This is a genomic window from Pseudoxanthomonas yeongjuensis (assembly GCF_010093345.1).
GTDB lineage: Bacteria > Pseudomonadota > Gammaproteobacteria > Xanthomonadales > Xanthomonadaceae > Pseudoxanthomonas_A > Pseudoxanthomonas_A yeongjuensis.
Genome location: NZ_PDWT01000001.1, coordinates 1437256 through 1455923, shown reverse-complemented (window position 1 = coordinate 1455923; position 18668 = coordinate 1437256). Strand labels below are relative to the sequence as shown.

At 65.6% G+C, this 18668-nt stretch carries 22 protein-coding genes; 6 read left to right on the top strand and 16 right to left on the bottom strand.

The window, feature by feature from the left end; all coding sequences use genetic code 11:
- Window positions 1-330 (top strand): EF-hand domain-containing protein, encoded by a 330-nt coding sequence (locus tag CSC74_RS06520; protein WP_162313553.1) that lies wholly within the window; start codon window positions 1-3, stop codon window positions 328-330.
- Between the two features lie 49 nt (window positions 331-379).
- Here the strand turns inward: CSC74_RS06520 and CSC74_RS06515 are convergent, their stop codons facing one another.
- From CSC74_RS06515 to purM, 5 genes are read right to left on the bottom strand one after another with little or no spacing between them, the layout of a single operon-like run.
- Window positions 380-1090 carry a DUF3108 domain-containing protein gene (locus CSC74_RS06515; protein ID WP_162313552.1) on the bottom strand — a complete coding sequence of 237 codons (711 nt, stop codon included), beginning with the start codon at window positions 1088-1090 and terminating at the stop codon, window positions 380-382.
- A gap of 2 nt (window positions 1091-1092) precedes the next feature.
- Window positions 1093-1809: a DUF3108 domain-containing protein gene (locus tag CSC74_RS06510; protein WP_162313551.1), complete on the bottom strand. Its 717-nt coding sequence runs from the start codon at window positions 1807-1809 to the stop codon at window positions 1093-1095.
- Window positions 1806-2531 carry a phosphoribosylglycinamide formyltransferase gene (gene purN / locus CSC74_RS06505; protein ID WP_211369556.1) on the bottom strand — a complete coding sequence of 242 codons (726 nt, stop codon included), beginning with the start codon at window positions 2529-2531 and terminating at the stop codon, window positions 1806-1808. The genes CSC74_RS06510 and purN overlap by 4 nt, the downstream gene beginning before the upstream one ends.
- Entirely contained in the window at window positions 2477-3106 is a 630-nt protein-coding gene (locus CSC74_RS06500; RefSeq protein WP_162313549.1) for a DUF2238 domain-containing protein, read from the bottom strand. The genes purN and CSC74_RS06500 overlap by 55 nt, the downstream gene beginning before the upstream one ends.
- A 9-nt stretch (window positions 3107-3115) precedes the next feature.
- Window positions 3116-4150, bottom strand: a complete 1035-nt coding sequence (gene purM, locus CSC74_RS06495) for a phosphoribosylformylglycinamidine cyclo-ligase (protein ID WP_343037880.1) — start codon at window positions 4148-4150, stop codon at window positions 3116-3118.
- A 184-nt stretch (window positions 4151-4334) separates the two neighbouring features.
- On the opposite strand from purM, the gene CSC74_RS06490 reads away from it, so the two are divergent.
- From CSC74_RS06490 to hda, 3 genes are read left to right on the top strand one after another with little or no spacing between them, the layout of a single operon-like run.
- Window positions 4335-5420: a DUF2066 domain-containing protein gene (locus tag CSC74_RS06490; RefSeq protein ID WP_162313547.1), complete on the top strand. Its 1086-nt coding sequence runs from the start codon at window positions 4335-4337 to the stop codon at window positions 5418-5420.
- 8 nt (window positions 5421-5428) lie between these two features.
- Window positions 5429-6592 carry an AI-2E family transporter gene (locus tag CSC74_RS06485; RefSeq protein ID WP_162313546.1) on the top strand — a complete coding sequence of 388 codons (1164 nt, stop codon included), beginning with the start codon at window positions 5429-5431 and terminating at the stop codon, window positions 6590-6592.
- Window positions 6589-7287, top strand: coding sequence for a DnaA regulatory inactivator Hda (gene hda, locus CSC74_RS06480; RefSeq protein ID WP_162313545.1), 699 nt, complete (start codon window positions 6589-6591; stop codon window positions 7285-7287). Before CSC74_RS06485 ends, hda begins: the two co-directional genes overlap by 4 nt.
- Before the next feature lie 36 nt (window positions 7288-7323).
- On the opposite strand, the gene CSC74_RS06475 is transcribed toward hda, so the two are convergent.
- The 8 genes from CSC74_RS06475 to CSC74_RS06440 all read right to left on the bottom strand — a co-directional run bounded on the left by CSC74_RS06475 (window position 7324) and on the right by CSC74_RS06440 (window position 13498).
- A complete protein-coding gene (locus CSC74_RS06475) occupies window positions 7324-8136 on the bottom strand; it encodes a PDZ domain-containing protein (RefSeq protein ID WP_211369555.1) in 813 nt (270 codons plus the stop codon).
- A gap of 63 nt (window positions 8137-8199) precedes the next feature.
- Complete coding sequence (locus CSC74_RS06470; RefSeq protein WP_162313543.1) at window positions 8200-8673, bottom strand: hypothetical protein; 474 nt, start codon at window positions 8671-8673, stop codon at window positions 8200-8202.
- A gap of 15 nt (window positions 8674-8688) precedes the next feature.
- Window positions 8689-9099 carry a hypothetical protein gene (locus CSC74_RS06465; RefSeq protein ID WP_162313542.1) on the bottom strand — a complete coding sequence of 137 codons (411 nt, stop codon included), beginning with the start codon at window positions 9097-9099 and terminating at the stop codon, window positions 8689-8691.
- The gene (locus CSC74_RS06460; RefSeq protein ID WP_162313541.1) at window positions 9092-9634 is read right to left on the bottom strand and encodes an RNA polymerase sigma factor; all 543 of its coding nucleotides are present in this window, start codon (window positions 9632-9634) and stop codon (window positions 9092-9094) included. The genes CSC74_RS06465 and CSC74_RS06460 overlap by 8 nt, the downstream gene beginning before the upstream one ends.
- A gap of 43 nt (window positions 9635-9677) precedes the next feature.
- On the bottom strand, window positions 9678-10385 hold the full coding sequence (murU, locus tag CSC74_RS06455; RefSeq protein ID WP_162313540.1) for an N-acetylmuramate alpha-1-phosphate uridylyltransferase MurU: 708 nt from the start codon (window positions 10383-10385) through the stop codon (window positions 9678-9680).
- A complete protein-coding gene (locus tag CSC74_RS06450) occupies window positions 10382-11395 on the bottom strand; it encodes an aminoglycoside phosphotransferase family protein (protein WP_162313539.1) in 1014 nt (337 codons plus the stop codon). The genes murU and CSC74_RS06450 overlap by 4 nt, the downstream gene beginning before the upstream one ends.
- A gap of 243 nt (window positions 11396-11638) precedes the next feature.
- Window positions 11639-11908 carry a GlsB/YeaQ/YmgE family stress response membrane protein gene (locus tag CSC74_RS06445; protein WP_162313538.1) on the bottom strand — a complete coding sequence of 90 codons (270 nt, stop codon included), beginning with the start codon at window positions 11906-11908 and terminating at the stop codon, window positions 11639-11641.
- A 99-nt stretch (window positions 11909-12007) separates the two neighbouring features.
- A complete protein-coding gene (locus tag CSC74_RS06440; RefSeq protein ID WP_162313537.1) occupies window positions 12008-13498 on the bottom strand; it encodes a M20 family metallopeptidase in 1491 nt (496 codons plus the stop codon).
- A gap of 278 nt (window positions 13499-13776) precedes the next feature.
- On the opposite strand from CSC74_RS06440, the gene CSC74_RS06435 reads away from it, so the two are divergent.
- Window positions 13777-14121, top strand: a complete 345-nt coding sequence (locus CSC74_RS06435) for a ComEA family DNA-binding protein (protein WP_162313536.1) — start codon at window positions 13777-13779, stop codon at window positions 14119-14121.
- A gap of 276 nt (window positions 14122-14397) precedes the next feature.
- Window positions 14398-14982, top strand: a complete 585-nt coding sequence (locus tag CSC74_RS06430; RefSeq protein ID WP_162313535.1) for a HutD/Ves family protein — start codon at window positions 14398-14400, stop codon at window positions 14980-14982.
- 73 nt (window positions 14983-15055) lie between these two features.
- On the opposite strand, the gene CSC74_RS06425 is transcribed toward CSC74_RS06430, so the two are convergent.
- The 3 genes from CSC74_RS06425 to CSC74_RS06415 form a co-directional block, all read right to left on the bottom strand.
- Window positions 15056-16699, bottom strand: coding sequence for a flavodoxin domain-containing protein (locus tag CSC74_RS06425; protein ID WP_162313534.1), 1644 nt, complete (start codon window positions 16697-16699; stop codon window positions 15056-15058).
- Complete coding sequence (locus CSC74_RS06420) at window positions 16696-17670, bottom strand: FAD:protein FMN transferase (protein WP_162313745.1); 975 nt, start codon at window positions 17668-17670, stop codon at window positions 16696-16698. The genes CSC74_RS06425 and CSC74_RS06420 overlap by 4 nt, the downstream gene beginning before the upstream one ends.
- 75 nt (window positions 17671-17745) lie before the next feature.
- Window positions 17746-18552, bottom strand: a complete 807-nt coding sequence (locus tag CSC74_RS06415) for a DUF4198 domain-containing protein (protein ID WP_162313533.1) — start codon at window positions 18550-18552, stop codon at window positions 17746-17748.
- Between the last annotated feature and the right edge of the window lie 116 nt (window positions 18553-18668).

Sequence of the window (18668 nt, the reverse complement as noted above, 5' to 3'; positions counted from 1 at the left end):
ATGAACCCGAAACCCGCACAAGCACGCAAGCTTTTTTCCACCCGGCGCAAGGCCCTGCTCGGACTGGTGCTCATCGCACTGGCCGTGGTCGGCTGGCTGCAATACATCGGCGCGGCCGGCATCAGCGGCATCCGCACCAGGGACATGGACTGGAACGCGGATGGCACGGTCAGCCAGCAGGAGATATTCGAAGCGTTCTATGCGGTGGCGGTGAAGAAGACCAGCGAAGGCCAGCGCGAATGCAGCTCGTACTACTGGCGCAAGGACCAGAGTTCCATCCGTGTGGAGTGCAGGACGGTGATGGCGCCGGCCGCCGGCGAGGAAGAATGAAAAAAAGCCCGGCGATGCCGGGCTTTTCCGTTCGACGCGCAGGCCGGGATCAATGCCAGGACTTGACCTGCAGGTCGATCGAATCCTGCCCGTCCTCGCGCTGCAGGATCCGTGCCGGGACCGGCATGCCGGGTACGACCCAGACGATGATTTCCTTGTCGCCCGAGGTCCGGGACACCTTGGTCGCATCGCGCGATTTGCCGCCGATGGTGATTTTTTCCTTGCCCACGATCCGGTAATTCATCGGCTTGGCGCTGCCGTTCTCGACCATGCGGTAGTTGAGCGGTTTGCCGGCCGCCACGTCGCGGACGATGGCCAGGTTCACCAGCAGGGCGTCCATGTCGCCAGCCTGGAGCGCGACAGGGCCGGCGCGTCCGGATTTCACGTCGCCGCTCCAGGTCGCCTGGTTCTTGCCCCAGTCGAAACTGGTGTTGACCGCCTTCTTCTTCACCAGCAGGCGCGAAAGGTCGGTGCTGGAAAGCGGGCGCAGCCAGCCGTCCTGCTCGTCGAACACGGTCGACTGGCTCAGGTCCACCAGCGAATTCCTGATCGTCAGGGAATATTGCCAGCGGTCCTTGCCTTGCGCGGTGATCGACATGTGGCCGTTGCCCTGCATGCCCATGGCATTGGCCTCGTAGTCGGCGCTGAAGGCCTGCACGGCGAAGGCAGGGGCACTGGCCGCAGCCAGCATGCCGGCTGTGATCGCGCCGAGGATGAGGCGGCCGATGGCGGTGGGGGCGATTGCGATGGGGATGCTCATGCTCATTGCACTCCTTGGTATTCGACCAGGCGCAGGTCGAGGGTGTCCTGGCCGTTTTCGCGCTGCAGGATGCGCACCGGGGTGGGCACGCCGTTGGCGACCCAGAAGATGGTTTCGTCGTTGCCGCCGTTGGTGCGGGCCACGCGCATGGCGTCGTAGCTGAGGTCGTCGACATTGACGATTTCGGTCTGTGCGGCGACTGCGTACTGGTAGTCGCGGGCACGGCCGTTGTCGACCACGCGATAACTCAGGGCCTTGCCCGGCTGCGCATCGCGGATCACCGCCAGGTTCACCAGCAAGGCGCTCATGTCGCCATCCTGCAACGGAATGGCGGCGGTGCGGGTTTTCTTGACGTCGCCTTGCCAGCGCGCGCTGCGCACCTGCCAGTCGTATACGCCCGACATTTTCTTGCCGGTGAAGACGGCATGCTTGACCGTGGCCTGGCTGAGCGGACGGTATTGCTCGTCCCGGGTGTCGAACACGGTGCTCTGCTCGATGTTCAATCCGGCCAGCCACGCGAAGCCGCGGGTGCCGCGGATACCCAGGTCGACCCGCCAGCGCGCGTCTTCGGTCTGCACCACCTGCATTTTGGCGGCACCGGCCAGCTTGCCTTCGTTATAAGCCTGGTAGGTGGCCACGAAGGGCTCGAGCGCCAGTGCGGGCAGGCTGACCAGGGTCAGGGTGCCGATCAGCAGTGTGCGCAGGGGAAGGGGGATCATGGGGAAGTCGTGGCGTCCGGAAGCGTCAGGCCAACGGCAGAATCTAGACGCAGGGGCGTAAATAAGGGCTGACCATCGCAATAGGCCATGCCGTCACGTTCAGCAAGGCGGCCGGCCGCGGCCAATCGCAACGCCTCCACCAGCAACCGATGTTCCTGCGGCAACAGGCGCTGCGCCAGCGTTTGCGGGTCGTCGCCGGGCAGCACGGGCATGCGCGCCTGCGCGATCACCGCTCCGGCGTCCAGTTCAGGTACGACGAAGTGCACGCTGGTTCCATGCTCGGTGTCGCCCGCCTCCAGCGCACGCGCATGGGTGCGCAGGCCACGGTATTTCGGCAGCAGGGAGGGGTGGATGTTGAGCAGGCGCCCGCGGAAGCGTTCGACGAACCGGTCGCCCAGGATGCGCATGTAGCCGGCGCACACCACCCAGTCGGGACGACGGGCGGCGACGGCTCCGGCGAGCGCATGGTCGAACGAAAGGCGATCGGGAAAGGATTCCGCCGCTTCGCTCCAGCGCAACGCAGGCGCCACGCGTTGCAAGGCGGCGGCATCGGGCCGGTCCGAGAATACGCCGACGATTTCCGCCTCCAGTGTCCCGTTGTCGATCGCATCCAGCAGCGCCTGCAGGTTGCTGCCGCGTCCGGAAACCAGCACGGCGATGCGTATGTTCACGAGCTTGCTGCTTCCCTGATCGGGCGGATACCGGTTTGGCGGCGTGGCCATGCGACCAATGCGCCCACCGTCGCCAGCAACATGTCCGCGTGCGCATCCCAGATATCGCCTTGCTGGCCGTTGTAGGACTCGGCGGCTTCCGGCGACAGGGCCAGGGCGATGGCCCATTCCAGCCATTCGTAGACCAGGCTGCTGCACATGACCGTCATCACCGCCAGCACGAATGCCTGACGCGGGCCCAGCGGCCAGCGTTGGCGAAGGTAATGCAGCAGCGCCGGCGCGAAGCAGACGCCATAGAGGAGATGGATCAGCCGATCGAAGTGGTTGCGCTGCCAGCCGAATGCCTGTTGCGGCGACCATCCGGTCAGTACCTGCATCCACTGGTCGTAAGGCACGTTGGAATACAACCAGCGCGCGGCGATGCAGTGCACGCAGATGAAGGCGCAGATCGCCGCGAACTGCCGGGTGGGCATCGACCAGCGGCGATCGTGCCAGTACAACCAGACCAGGCCGACCACGGTCAGGCTGCTGTGCAGCGCCTGCTCCACCGGCCAGGGCGGCGCTATCCAGCTTGCGGCGAATACGACGAGCGTCAGCGCCAGGGCGATCTTCTTGCCGGATTGCACGGGTTCGCCTCAGCCGATCTTCAAGCGTTCCGCATCGCCGGCCTTGACCACTTCGCCGATCTGCCAGTGGGCAAGGCCCAGGCGATCCAGGTCGGTGCCGATTGCCGCCGCATCGCCGGGCGCAACCATCAGAACGAAACCGATGCCGCAATTGAAGGTGCGCCACATCTCGCTGTCCGCCACCGCGCCCTCGCGCTGCAGCCAGTCGAACACCGGCGGCAGCGGCCACGACGACGGGTCGATCTCCAGGCCGAACTCCTTCGGCACCACGCGGATGATCTTCTCGACCAGCGCGCCGCCGGTGACGTGGGCCATGGCGTGGAGGTCGTGCTTCGCCAGCAGTTCCAGCACCGGCTTGACGTAGATGCGGGTGGGCTCCATCAGCGCATCGGCGAGCTTCACGCCGCCGATGTCGAGGTCGAGCCCGCCGTTTCCGGGCGTGGCGTTGGCGCGGGCGAGGATCCTGCGGACCAGCGAATAGCCATTGGAATGCGGGCCGCTGGAGGCGATGCCGATCAGCACGTCGCCCTCGCGCACGCGGCTGCCATCGATCAGGCGCGCCTTCTCCACCGCGCCGACGGTGAAGCCGGCCAGGTCGTATTCGCCCGGCGGATACATGTCGGGCATTTCCGCGGTTTCGCCGCCGATCAGGGCGCAGCCGGCGATCTCGCAACCCTTGGCGATGCCGCCGACCACATCCACCGTGGTGTCCACGTCGAGCTTGCCGGTGGCGAAGTAATCCAGGAAGAACAGCGGTTCCGCACCCTGCACCAGCACATCGTTGACGCACATGGCGACCAGGTCGATGCCGATGCTGTCGTGACGGTTCAGCTGCTTGGCCAGGATCAGCTTGGTGCCCACCCCATCGGTGCCGGAGACCAGCACCGGCTCCTTGTATTTGCCGGACAGGTCGAACAGTCCGCCGAAGCCGCCGATGCCGCCACCCAGCACTTCAGGGCGCAGGGTGCGCCGGATCGCCGGCTTGATGCGTTCGACGACTTCGTTGCCCGCGTCGATATCGACGCCGGCGTCGCGGTAGGTCAGGGGAGTGGGCTGGGTCACGGAAAGGCCAGGAGGCGGAGCGAGAACGGCGATTTTAATGGAATCTCCAATGGAATCGGCAGATGAATCGTCCGTCCTGAACGGCCGACGTTGGCGTGGAAGGCGCATTCGGGCAACAATTCACCCCGTTCGCCAGGCAATCGCTGGCCACAAGGATGACATCCAGATGCGCCGCATTCCGGGTTTTGTGTTACTCGCAGGTTTAGCCGCAGGTCTTTTCCTCCTGCCCGCCACCACGGCCTGGGCGCAGAGCGCTCCGCGTACCGAAGGCGATCGTGCCGGTGCGCAAGGCGTTTACGACGCCGAAGTCCCGGTCAACAGCCAGGGCGAGGCGGAGCGCGCCGGCGCTTTCGCGCGGGCGCTTGGCGTGGTGCTGGGCAAACTCAGCGGAGATCGCAACGTCACCGGCCGGCCCGGCGTGGGCGCGGAATTGCGCAACGCCAAGGATTACGTGGACAGCTACGACTACCGCCAGGACCAGGGCACTTCGCCCGGCGGCGCGCCGACTTTCCGCAGCACCCTGGTGGTGCGTTTCACTCCCGACGAAGTCGATGCGCTGATGGGCGCGCTGGGCTTGCCGGTATGGCCGCAACCGCGACCCAAGCCGGTGGTGTGGCTGGCGATCGACGACGGCAGCGGCCCGCGCCTGGTCGGCCTGCAACAGGCCAACGCCGCGCGGCCACTGCTGAATCGTGCGGTCGAGCGCGGCTACAAGCTCGGCCTGCCCGCAGGCAACGCCGCCGAGCAGGCGCTGGTGGGTGCGATCTGGCGCCAGGACAGCGCCGCCGTGGCGCGCGCCTCGGCCAAGTACAGCCCGCCGATGCAACTGCTGGGCAAGCTCTACCGGGCCAAGGGCGGCTGGGCGGCGGATTGGGTGTTCGTGGACAGCGGCAAGGTATTGTCGAAGTGGACCAGCAGCAACCCAGACGCGCGCAGCGCCATGGCCGCTGGCGCCGATGGCGCGGCCGAGGCGCTGATGAAGCGTTACGGCAGGCAAGGCAGCGGTGGCCCTTCGGGTACCTACCGGATGATCTTCACCGGCATCGACAACACCGACGACTACCTGCGCCTGTCCGCCGCGCTGCAGGGCATGAGCGTGGTCCGCAAGGTCACTCCGGTCCGGGCCAGCGGCGATATTCTGGAACTGGACCTGGAACTGCTGAGCGGACCCTCCGGTTTCAAGCGCATGCTCGGCGACGACGGTCCCTTCGTTGGCGGCGAAGGCGAGCCGCCCGTCTATCGAATGAAGTGAGCGGATCCATGAGCGAAAGTCCCGAGTTCGAGATCGCACGCTTCCTGCGGCGCCTGCAATGGGCCGCTGTCGGCGTCGGCACGTTCTGGCTGCTGTGGCTGCTGGCGCCGATCCTGACCCCCTTCGCGGTCGCCGCGCTGCTGGGCTGGCTGGGCGATCCGCTGGTGGATCGCCTGCAGCTGGCGGGTCGCTCGCGCAATACCGCGGTGATCATGGTGTTCACCCTGATGGCGCTGCTGCTGGCGCTGGTGCTGGTCATCCTGGTGCCGCTGATCGAAAGCCAGATCTCGACCCTGATCGAATCCCTGCCGCGTTACCGGCTATGGTTCACCGGGGTGGCGATCCCGTGGATCGAAGCACGCACCGGCATGCAGATCGCCGCTTGGCTGGACCTTGGCCACCTGATCGAGCTGATGCGCAGCAACTGGGAACGTGCGGGCGGTGTCGCCACGACCGTGCTGGGCTATGTATCGCGCTCGGGTTTCGCCCTGATCGGCATGTTGACCAGCATCGTCCTGATTCCGGTCATCACCTTTTTCTTCCTGCGCGATTGGGATTTGCTGGTCGGACGGGTGGCGTCGATGGTGCCGCGCGACCATATCGGGACCGTGACCCGGCTGGCGCGCGAATCCAGCGATGTGCTGGGCGGATTCCTGCGCGGGCAATTCCTGGTGATGATCATCCTGGGGGTGATGTACGGCGTCGGGCTGTGGGCGGTCGGCCTGGACCTGGGCATCCTGATCGGCATCGTCGCGGGCCTGCTTACTTTCGTGCCCTATCTGGGCCCGACCAGTGGCGTGGTCCTGGGCGTGCTGGCTGCGCTGATGCAATACGGCGACTGGAAGCACATTGCCGGCGTGCTTGCGGTGTTCGGCATCGGTCAACTGATCGAAAGTTACTGGCTGACCCCGAAACTGGTCGGCGACCGCATCGGCCTGCACCCGGTGGCGGTGATCTTCGCGGTACTGGCGGGTGGGCAATTGTTCGGTTTCCTCGGCATGTTGCTGGCGTTGCCGATGGCGGCGGTGGTCAACGTGTTGCTGCGCTACGCGCATGAGCGCTATACGCAGAGCCACCTCTATGCGGGCGAGCGTCCGAGCATCGTGCTGGATACCTACCTGGACAAGGACACGCTCGCCGATCCGCTGCCGCAGGACGCCGAACAGAAGTGAGCGTCCCGCAACTGCCGTTGGCGTTGCGCTACCCGCCCGACCAACGCCTGGAAAGTTTCATCGCCGCGCCGCCGGGCGCGATCGCGCAGCTGCGGGCGCTGGCGGAAGCGGCGGGAGCCGACTGGCTCTATCTTGCCGGCGCCGCCGGCACCGGCAAGACCCACCTGGCGCTCGCCTTGTGCGCCGCCGCCGAACAGGCCGGGCGCCGTTCCGCGTACCTGCCGCTGGTGGCGGCGAGCGGACGCCTGGGTGACGCGCTGGATGCGCTGGAAGGCAATGACGTGGTCGCACTGGATGGACTGGAAGCCATCGCCGGCGACCGCGACGACGAAATCGCCTTGTTCGATTTCCACAACCGTGCGCGCAGCGCCGGCTTGAACGTGCTCTATACGGCGCGCGAGGCGCCGGAAACCCTTGCGTTGGCGTTGCCCGACCTGCGCTCGCGCCTGTCGCAGAACGCACGCCTGGTGCTGGATCCCCTGGGCGATGCGGCCCGCGCCGACCTACTGCGCGATCGCGCGCAACGTCGCGGCCTGGTGCTGGAAGACGCCGCCATCGACTGGATGCTTTCTCGTACAGATCGAAACCTGTCCAGCCTGGTCTCCTTGCTCGATCGCCTCGACCGCGAATCGCTGGCGGCGCAACGCAGGATCACCGTGCCTTTCCTGCGCCAGGTGATGGAAGGGACGGGCTGAGTCGCTATCGGCGCGGTTTCGTGCCAGGCCGCCGGATCAGGAGCAGGCTTCCGGGACTACTTCCCAGACCACCGGCTCCCAGTAGGCGTTGTCGCGGATGCTCTGGGTGTCCAGCTTGTCCTTGATCAGCCGCGCACCGATGCGGTAGCTCATGTTCGGCTTCACGTCGATCACGAATGATTTATAGGCGCGGGCGAAGGCGAATTTCTTCATCTTCTTGATCTGCACCAGTTGCGCGGAATTCAGGTGCGTATAAGCGATCAGTTCGCGCACCACGAGCACGCGTTTGCCGGACTCGACGCGATGGCGGTTGGCAGGGATGAGCGGCGTGCTGCGTCCCTCGATCTGGGTGATTTCGACATTGAAGATGTCCTGGTTGCGGGGAACCACGCCTTCACGGTCGGTGACATAGCCGCACGACCGCATGTTGCCCTGGCGCCCGGCAACGGCCAGGTCGGCGCGACCCGACAGCAGCAACGGCTTGCCGTTGCGCATGGCCTCGACCTGCAGCGTGCCGTCGCCGTCCTGCAGGGCACGCTCCAGTGCCAAGGACGGCTTCGGTGTGTCGTCGAGGCGCTGGCCGTTGATCGCGCGCAAGCGATCGCCTGCGCGCAATCCCATGCGATCCGCTGCGCCGCCGGGGGTGATCGCCAGCAGGGCGGCGCCGTTGGCATTGGCTTGCCGCACATCCACTACGGCGCCCAGTTCATAGCGTGCCTGGCCGGCGGTGGGGCCGGACTGCAATGCAGTGGCCGCGACAAGGTCGGCGGATTGCGCGGCGTTGGCATGATCGAAGAGCACGAGGTTCGCGCCGATCAGGGCATAAGTGAGAATTGTGCGAAATGGCATGGCGGTGATTCCTGGGACGACTTGCATTGCTTGCGGGACGGATTGCCGGTTATCGACGCGTGTTCAGGGGCAGGCTTGAGGGACTTCCTCCCAGACCACCGGCTCCCAATAGGCGTTGTCGCGGATGCTTTGGGTATCCAGTTTGTCCCGCAGCAAGCGGACGCCGAGGCGATAGTTGATTCCGGGTTGCACGTCGAGTATCAGCGCCTTGAAGAAGCCGGAGGGAGTGGACCGCTGCATTTTCTGGATTTGCGTCAGCTGGGCTGAATTCAGCCGCGTTGAGTCGATGCGTTCGCCTATCGCCAGGATGTGTTTGCCTGCATCGAGCTTGTGCTGGTACCTGTGCAGTCTCGGTGCGCGTCCGTCGATCTGGGTGATCGCAGCCTGAAAAATATCCTTGCTGCTGGGAACGACGCCTGCCTCGGTGCTTACATGGCCGCAGGACATGTTGCCGCCTGCTGCATGGGCATGGTCGGAGAATGCGAGGATCGGAGCTGCTGCCAGCAATGCGATGGCGAGATGGGTCTGGAAGGGCATCATGGAACTCCTTGGTCAGCTTCGGTCGATTCTTGGTTTGGCCGGGCGCGGCTGGCTGTCCGCAAGCAACGTGTTGCGCACCACCCACATCGGCGCGATTTCCGCATCGCTGGCGCCACGGTCGTAAGCTGCCTGCAATGCACGGTCGATGGCATGCAGCTCGGCGTGGACATCCTGCTCGCTGCGCACGGGCTGGTGCACAGCCAGCGGTTCGCTCCGTAGGACATCGGTATCGGTGAATAGCGGTGCGAGTAGTGGCGTTGCCAGCACCGCGACCAGCGCCAGCGAGGCGATGCCGGTAAAGAGTTTCCGTTGCCGGATTTTCAGCCTGCGCCCGGCCTCCACGCGCCGCCACAGCGCATCGGGCAGCGGGATCTCGGGAAGATCGTGCAGCTCCTGGCGCACTTGGGTGGAAGGTTCAATCATCTTTGACTCCAGTTTCCAGATCGTCGCGCAGCCGGGCCAGGGCGCGCGAGACGATCGATTTCGACCAGCTTGGACTGCGTCCGAAGCGCTCGGCCAGTTCCGGATGGGACCAGCCTTCCATTTCATGCAGCCACACCACGGTACGCGCCAGCGGCGGCAGCCGTCGCAGCATGCCCAATAGCTCCAGGTTCTCGGCGGGGCTGGCACCGTCGTCGGGCCATGCGTCGTCGTCCGTCTCGGCGACGAATCGTTGTTCGCGGCGCAGGCGATCGATCGCGGCGTTGGCCGCCACCCGTTTCAGCCACGGCCGCAATGGCGCATCGGTTCGCAATCCCGACAGGAAGCCGAGCATCTTCAGGAAGGTGTCCTGGGTGATGTCCTCGGCTGCGGCGGCATTGCCGGTCAGGCGGTAGGCCAGTGCGTGGATCGCCTTGGCGTGCGCCCGGTACAGGCGAGCGAACGCGTCGTGGTCTCCCCATCGCGCCTTGCGCAGCAGCGCGGCTTCTTCGGGATTGGATTCGGGGAGGGAAGACATCGCTAGAGGATACGGATGGGCAGCGGCAAGCGTCGCAGCGGTATCAATCCGGTCGGGTCAATTCCCGATCCAGTGCCTCGAGCCGTTGCGGAGTACCCACGTCGGTCCAGCGGCCGCCATGATGCGATCCGCCTACGGCTCCGCGCGCCATGGCCGCACGCAGCAGTGGCGCCAGTTTGAAACGCGGTGGATGCCCGTCGACTCCCGCGACATCGCCGATGACGCTGCGCCAGCCTTCGAGCAGGCGCGCACGATAGACGCCGATGCCGCTGAAGGTGAGGCGTTCGGGGCCGTCGGAATGAACCTGTCCCTGGCCATCAAGCGCGAAATCGCCGCGCGGGTTGTGCGCCGGATTGTCGACCAGGACCAGGTGCGCATCGCCCCGCGGCTCGGCTGGCAATGTAGCGAAATCGAAGTCCGTCCAGATGTCGCCATTGAGCGCGATGAAGGGCGGCTCGCCGAGCAGGCGCAGCGCGTGCCGCATGCCGCCGCCCGTTTCCAGCGGAGTGTCGCCTTCGTAGGAATAGTGGAGATGCAATCCCCAGCGTGCGCCATCGCCGAGCAGCTCGGGAAACCGTTGCGCCAGCCAACTGGTGTTTATCACCACGTCGCGTATGCCCAGGGCCGCGAGCTTTTCCAGGTGCCAGGCGATCAACGGCTTGCCACCGGCGTGCAGCAGCGGTTTCGGCGTCGTATCGGTCAGTGGACGCATGCGCTCGCCCAGGCCGGCGGCGAAGATCAAGGCCTTCATGCGCTGGCCTTCGACTGCAGCGCAGGCTTGATTCGGGATTCCAGCAAATCGGCAAGCGGCTGCAGTTGCGGGTAGCGCGGCAATACTTCATCCAGATAAGCGATGAAGCGCGGTACATCGACCAGGTATTTCGATTTGCCGTCGCGGTAATGCAGACGCGCGAAGATGCCCAGGATCTTCAGGTGGCGCTGCACGCCCAGCCAGTCCGCATCGCGCTGGAATCGCGCCAGTGCGGGCACCGGCAGACCGGCCGCCTGCGCACGCTGGTGGTATTGCTCCAGCCAGCCGTCCACGCGTGCCAGCGGCCAGCTGAGGAAGGCATCCTTGAACAGGCTGATCGGATCGTAGGCGATCGGACCGCGCACGCAGTCCTGGAAATCCAGCACCGCCGGCTCCGGCTGCGCCGGCATCAGGTTGCGTGGCATGAAATCGCGGTGGGTCAGTACCTGCGCCTGCGCAAGCGCGTTGTCCATCAGCCGACGCTGCACCCCTTGCAACTGTTCGACCTCGCCGCAATCCAGTTCCAGGCGCAGGTGCCGCTGCAGGAACCATTCTTCGAACAAGCCCGCATCGCGTTGCAACAGGGCTTCGCCGAACTCGCCCATATCTGCGGGTGGCGCTATCGATTGCAGGCGCAGCAGCTGGGTCATGGCGGCTTCGAAATACGCATCCGCATTGCCTTCGTCGAGCGCCTGGGCGAGGGTGGGGCCGCCGAGGTCCTCCAACAGCAGGAAGCCGGCGTCCGCGTCGCGCGCCAGCACCTGCGGCACGCGCACGCCGCCGCTTTCCAGCAGGTCGTGCATCTTCAACCATGGGCGCACATCTTCGAGCAGGGGCGGCGAATCCATCACGATCCGGTCCGGCCCGCGGCCGCTGCTGCGCCAGTAACTGCGATGGCCGGCATCCACCGACGCGCGCTGCAACTGGGCGCTGTCGTCGTCCAGTACCTGCCGTGCCCAGGCCAGGCGGACGGATTCGCGATCTTCCTGAAGCTGGGGATTCGTCGTCATGGGCTTCCCGGGCCGGCCGGCCTCGCAGGTGCACAGGGTAAACCGGCGCGCAACACGCATGCGAGATGGATTCCGGAAAACATCGTGATTCCCGGTAGGAGCGCCCATGGGCGCGATGCCTTTCGATCCTGCCCACGATCCCAACGAAGAGCATCGCGGGCAAGACCCGCTCCTACGGGTAAGCGCCGCACGAAAAAAGCCCCGCATCGCGGGGCTTCTTCCTTGCTCCATCGATTCGGGTAATCAGGCCCGCTTCTTCTTCGCCATTCCATAGATGAAGAGCAGGATGACCGCGCCGACGACCGAGGCGATGAAACCGGCCGCATCGCCAGGTCCGTACCAGCCCAGGGCGCCGCCCACGAACCGCGCCAGCAATGCGCCGGCAACGCCGAGCACGATGGTCCAGATGATATTGAGCTTGTCGTCGCCGGGCTTGAGCGCACGCGCCAGCAGGCCGGCGATGAAGCCGATCAGCAGGGTCCACAGGATGCCGCCACCAAAGATCTGTTCCATCTGAAGACTCCGATTCGGGTTGCGTGGGGTGGCTGGAGCGTAGCGCAAGACCCGGAGACAGGCCAGACCGGCCTGCCCCGACAGTTGCGAATGGACCGATCAGCAGCAGCCATGCTCGCCATGCTGGTCGCCGCCGGCCACCGCGGCCACGCCCATGGTCTCGCCGCGGAGGCTGGCGCCATGGTGGTCGGCGATGACCCTGGCCACGCAGGCGGTGACCCGCTTGCCCATGGGGATGTGTAGGAACTCGTTGGGCCCATGCGCATTGGAATGCGGACCCAGCACGCCGGTGATCATGAATTGCGCACCGGGGAATTTCTCGCCCAGCATGCCCATGAACGGAATCGTGCCGCCTTCGCCCATGTACATCGCCGGCTTGCCGAACGCGGCCTGCGACGCGGCTTCGATGGCATTGGAAAGCCACGGCGAAAGCGCCGGCGCATTCCAGCCGCTGGAGGCCTTCTCCAGTGCCAGCTCGACCTGGGCGCCATAGGGCGGATCGCGCAACAGCAGCTCCTTCAGGATTTCGCCACCGCGCTTGCCATCCAGGGTGGGTGGCAGGCGCAGGGACAGCTTTACCGCGGTATGGGGGCGCAATACGTTGCCGGCCGAGTCAAGCGGCGGCAAGCCATCGGCACCGGTGACCGACAGGGCCGGGCGCCAGGTGCGGTTGAGGACGAGTTCGGTCAGGTCGTCCGCCATGGGCTGCATGCCGGGCAGGAACGGGAATTTGTCGTAGACCTCCGTGCCCAGCACCTCGGCCACCTTGGACGCCTGTTCAAGGCGTTCCTGCGGAATATCCACGAACAGGCCTTCGGCTTTGATCTTCCCGCTGATTTCATCTTCCAGGCGCGAGATCAGTTCGCGCAGGATGCGGAAGCTGGAAGGCACGATGCCCGAGGCATCGCCGGAGTGCACGCCTTCGGACAGCACCTTGACCGAGAAATTGCCGCCGGCCATGCCGCGCAGCGAGGTGGTGCACCAGAGCTGGTCGTAGTTGCCGCAGCCCGAATCCAGGCAGACCACCAGCGACGGCTTGCCGATGCGTTCGGCCAGATGATCGACGTAGGCGGGCAGGTCGTAGCTGCCGGATTCCTCGCAGGCCTCGATCAGCACCACGCAGCGCGCATGCGGCACGCCTTGTTCCTGCAGCGCCTGGATCGCGGCCAGCGAACCGAAGATCGCGTAGCCGTCATCGGCGCCGCCGCGGCCGAACAGCTTGTCGCCCTTGATCACCGGGGTCCACGGACCCAGGCCATCATCCCAGCCGGTCATTTCCGGCTGCTTGTCCAGATGGCCGTAGAGCAGCACGGTGTCGGCGCCGGTATCAGGACCACTAGCCGGGATCTCGATGAAGATCAGTGGTGTGCGCCCTTCCAGGCGGACCACTTCCAGTTGCATGCCCGGGATCGGCTGGCTACGCGCCCACGTTTCCATCAGCTTCACCGCATCGTCCATGTAGCCGTGCGCCACCCAGTCCTTGTCGAACATCGGCGACTTGTTGGGGATGCGGATGTATTCGACCAGCTGGGGCACGATTTCGTCGTCCCATTTGGCGGCGACGAAGCGGTCGATCTTGGCGGTATCCATGGTTTCTCCGGTTGCTTGCATGTACGCCGATTCTACGCCTGTAGGTTTTTGCGGGCATCGACGCCGCAATGGACAGGAAGGACCGCATGCGGAATGCCGATCCTGCGGCCAGGGGCGGAGGGTAGGGGTTTCCCTACAGGCCAGCGCGGCAAACCCCGGCATCGCTTGCCGGGTTCCGGCGATATTTTCGCCAAAGGTACTGGCGGAGACTGTCCACACCGGCGGACGGAAGGTTCCGGCCCCGGCGAACCCCAACCATCGCCACAAGGAGAGTTGCCATGAAATCGTTCGCCATCATCCTCAAATCCATCGCCCTGTCGCTGCTGCTGGCCACCAGCGCCTACGCCGCCGACAAGGTCAACATCAACACCGCCGACGCGGCCACCATCGATGCGGTGCTGGTCAACGTGGGCGCGGCCAAGGCCCAGGCCATCGTCGATTACCGCAAGGCCAACGGCGTGTTCAAGAGCGCCGAGGAACTGGCCATGGTCAAGGGCATCGGTCTGAAGACCGTGGAAAAGAACCGCGACCGCATCGAGCTCGGCCGCGCCGCACCGGCACAGAAGCCTGCGGCGGGCAATGCCGCGGCCGCGCCCAAGGCCAAGCCGGTAACCCGCCGCTGATCGGAACATCCCCGCATCACGTCTCGTTACAGGGACGCGGCGTGGCGCAGGGGGCAGGAAGCCAGGGGGATCACGGCAAGGATGCCGACAAGGACGTACTTGCATCGCCAGGCAGCCGTCGAGTCTGCCTGGAGAGTAACGGGGCAGGAAGCCGCCAGTCGTCGGCAAGAAGCCCACAGGGAAGTAACCATCGCCCGGCCCGCACAGGAAGTGCGGCCGGGCGATGTCTTGCGTGGCGGTTAAACTCTCCCGGAATCCAAACGGAGAAGTAGTGGCATGGCGGATGCATCGAAGGTGATTCCGGCCAACGAGTACCGGCGGGTGCGCTGGAAGAACGGAACCGGCTGGACCCGCGAGATCGCGCGCATGCCCGATCGCGAGGATTGGGACTGGCGTCTGTCGATTGCGGAGATCGAGCAGGATGGACCGTTTTCCGTGTTCCCCGGTATCGACCGGGAACTGGTGCTGATTCGCGGCAACGGGCTGCGATTGCGTTTCGAGGATGGCGAGGTCCGTGAATTGCAACCGCCGCACGAACGCATCCGCTTTGCCGGCGAGCGCGTGGTGAGCAGCGAATTGCTGGACGGGCCGACCCACGATTTCAACCTGATGTGGCGACGCGACGCGATCGCCGCCGAACTGCTGCACCGCCCGCTGGTGGGGCCGATGCTGTTCTTCACCGAGCCGGGAACGAGCTGGGCGATCCACCTGCTGTCTGGCCAGGCGAAATTCGACCGTGCTTCGGGCCTGCCCGACTTGTGGGCCGGAGATACCGCGCTGTTGATCGATGGAAACGAGCGTCGGCGCTATGCGCTGGAAGGCGGCGGCGAATTGCTGGCGATCAAGCTGAACCGACTGTAGGAGCTTGGGCGCGATGCTTTTCGTGGACCGCCGAGCAAAAGCATCGCGCCCAAGGGGCGCTCCTACGAACGGGTCAATACACGTCGCGGCGATACAGGCCGTCCGCCAGCATCTGTTCGACCCGGTCATCGCCCAACGTGGAACGCAACGCCGCATCCACGCCCGGCGCCATTCCGGCCAGGCTGCCGCAGACATAGATCGCCGCGCCCGCGCCCACCCATTCGCGCAAGGCCTCGCCTGCGGCTTGTAGCCTGTGCTGCACATAGATGCGTCGATCCTGGTCGCGCGAGAAAGCCAGGTCCATGCGTTGCAGGAAGCCCTGCGATTGCCATGCGCGGATTTCGTCGCCATGGAAGAAATCGCGGTCGGCGTTGCGTTCGCCGAACAGCAGCCAGTTGCGGCGCGCGCCTGCGGCAATGCGTGCTTTCAGCAACGCCCGCAGCCCGGCGATGCCGGTGCCGTTGCCGACCATGATCATCGGCCTGGCGGGATCGGGAACGTGGAAGTTGGGATTGCTGCGCAAGCGCAACGCTATCTCGCCACCGATCGGGGCGTGGTCGCACAACCAGCCGCTACCGATGCCCGGAGTGCCGTCCGGGCGCAGCATCCTGCGCAGCAGGATCTGCACGGTGCCATCAGCGGGTAGGGAGGAAATCGAGTACTCGCGATGCGGAAGCGGCTTGAGCGTGTCCGCGATGGTCTGGGCGTCGAGGGAGCGGATTTCATCGGCGGTGGGAAGATGCGAGCGCGCCAGCAAAGTTGCCAGGGATTCCTGCGCGTCATCGGCTTCCACGATCGCATCGTCGGGCAAGCCAGCCGTTTGCAGCAGCATCGCCACGGACTGGGCGGAATGGCGCGGCCCGATCTCGGCGATATCGCCCGCTTCCCATGCAGGAGCGGTGCCGGCGGGTGGCGCGATCGCGAGACGGAATACGCCGCCGCCCACGCTGCCGGGGTTGAGCTCGTGGCGTTCGCGCAGGATCCACGGTTCGTAGCGCGGCGGAGTCCAGTCCGGCAGGTCGGTGACGCCGCCGATCTGGCCCAGATGATGCTGCCAGTGACGCAGCGCGCTTTCATCGGCGTTGTCGACTTCGACCAGATCGAACAACGGCCGCGCGCCATGCCGGCGCAGCCAGTCGTCGAGCAGGTGGCCGAAACCGCAGAAATGTTCGTATTCGCGGTCGCCCAGGGCCAGCACGGCATAGCGCAGATGTCCCAGCGTTGCCGGCTGCGCCATCACCCCGCGCACGAAGCCGAGCGAAGGATCCGGTGGGTCGCCTTCGCCGGTGGTGCTGACCACGAACAGGGCGCGTCCGACCGTTGCCAGCAACTCGCCATCGACCTGGCCGAGTGCGCGCAGTTTCACGGTCAGGCCGGATTGGCGCAGACTTTCCGCGCTGCGTTCGGCCAGTTGCCGGGCGAAGCCGGTCTGGCTGGCGTAGGCGACGAGGACGAAGCAGGCTCCCGGTCCTGCAGGAGTCTCGTCGCGCTCCCGTCGCGGGCGCGAGCGCCACAGGATCGCTCCGCAGAACAACGCATAGGCAAGTACCGTTATCGCGGCCCCGGCCCAGCGGGCATTGCGTGGCGCTGCCGTCCACCAGTCGCCTGCCTGCAGAGCGGACAAGGCGAAGCCGAGCACGGCCAGCAACGACAGCAACGCGGCGTTGCCCCAGAACGCCCGTGTATTCCACGATGCTTGGGAAGCTCCGCCGCTCATGCAGGCAACCGCGCCAGGAAGGCGTCGGTCATGTGCTCGCGCAAACCATGCTCGGTGCGCGAGGCGAAGCGGGCGGCCAGGTTCCGCGATTGCGCGAGTTCGAATCCGGCCGTCGCACCCATCACGGTCAACGCCGTGGCCCAGGCATCGGCGCGCATGGCGTCGTCGGCGATCACCGTGACTGCGGCGGGCGCGTGTTCGACCGGCTTGCCGGTGCGCGGGTCCAGGGTGTGCGAATAGCGCATTCCCTGCTGCTCGAATGCATGCCAATGATCGCCCGAGGTGGCGATGGCGATGCCATCCAGCGCGATCACGCGTGGATCGGTCGCATCAACGGCATCCTCATCGGGCGAAGCCTCCACCAATACCTGCCATGCGCTGTCGTCGGGTTTGCGTCCGTAGCCGTAAAGCTCGCCGCCGACTTCGACCAGCGCGGCGGCGATGCCGATATCGCGCAGGTGCCGCGCCACCAGGTCCACGCCATAGCCCTTGGCGATCGCGGAGAGATCCAGCTGGAGGCGACCCGGCTGCAGGGCGCTCGATTTTTCTGCATCCAATATCAACCGCTGCCAGCCTGCGTCGGCTCGTGCCGTGGACAAAGCGATGTCGGCCGGAATCGCGTGCGCATGTTGCGCGGGACCGAATCCCCAGGCTTCGACCAGCGCCCCGATCGTGGGGTCGTACGCGCCTTCGCTATCGCGCGCGATTTCCAGCGCGTACGACAACACTTCGAAGAACTCCTCCGGCAATCGATGCCAGCTACCCGCGGCGGACCGGTTGAAGCGGCCGAGGTCGGAATCCGCTTCCCAGTTGCTCATCTGCGCCACCACCCGATCCAGCCGCTGCTGGATGCCGGCGTGCAAGACATGCGAATCCGCGCGCGGCGAAGCCACCAGCTTCACGCACCACGAAGTCCCCATGGTTTCGCCATGCAGGGTGTGGAGCGCGGCAGCCGATGGAGAGGCGTGGATCGCGGGGGGCGTCGTCATCTGCAATCGCCCTCGTCATCCGTGCCTGCACGACGACGAGGTCGACCTTGCGGTCGATTACTGCGGCAGCACTTCCAGCGTGGCCACATAACTCAGGCGGCGCTGCTTGGCCTGGGGCAGGGAGGTCTTGTCGTCCTGGGCCGTGGTTTCCAGCCAGTACATGCCCGCTTCCGGCCAGGTCACGCTGAACGCGCCATCGGCATCGGTAGTGACCTTGATCTCGTCCTGCGCATTGCGATAGCGGGTGCTGCCGCGGACGATTTCCAGCTCCAGTCCCGCCGCCGGCTTGCCGTCGATCTGCAGTTTGAACTTTGCTTCCTCGCCCGCGAACAGGTCATTGGGATGGGTGACAGGCACCAGTTCGATGCCTTCGCCGGTCGGCTTCAACGCGGTGTCGTTGGGTGCACCATTGGTGACGAAGGTTTCCACGCGGCCTACCGATTGCGAGACCTTCAGGTCCTTCGCATCCTGGGGCACTTCGGTGGCGAACGTCGCCGCCGTGCCGCGCCAGCGCTTGGGCTTGCCCTCCTCTTCCCAGTTGGCGGACAGGCCGTTATTGACCATGGCGATGCGGTAGGTGCCCTGCTGTTGTAACTGCACGTCGAACACGCTGCGTAATTTGCCGATGGCCCCGTTCTGCGCTTCCGCCTTGCTCCCGTCCGGCGCGGTGATGGCCACGCGCTCCAGCGGCAGGGCCACGTGGTTGAAGTAGAACAGGTCGTTGGACACGGCGGCGTCCACGGTGATCCAGGGATCGGTGCCGGCGATCACCGTCTGCGACGGCTGCAGCCAGGCCTTGTGTGCGCTGGCGGTGAAGGGAAGGACGGCGAGCGAGAGAACAAGCGCGAGTGCGGTGCGTTTCATGAAGTGCTCCTGCAAAAGTGGAAGAAGAAAGCGAAGTTCATCGAACTTGTGGGAGGGGCTTCAGCCCCGACTGCTTGTCGCCAGGGCAGTCGGGGCTGAAGCCCCTCCCACACAAA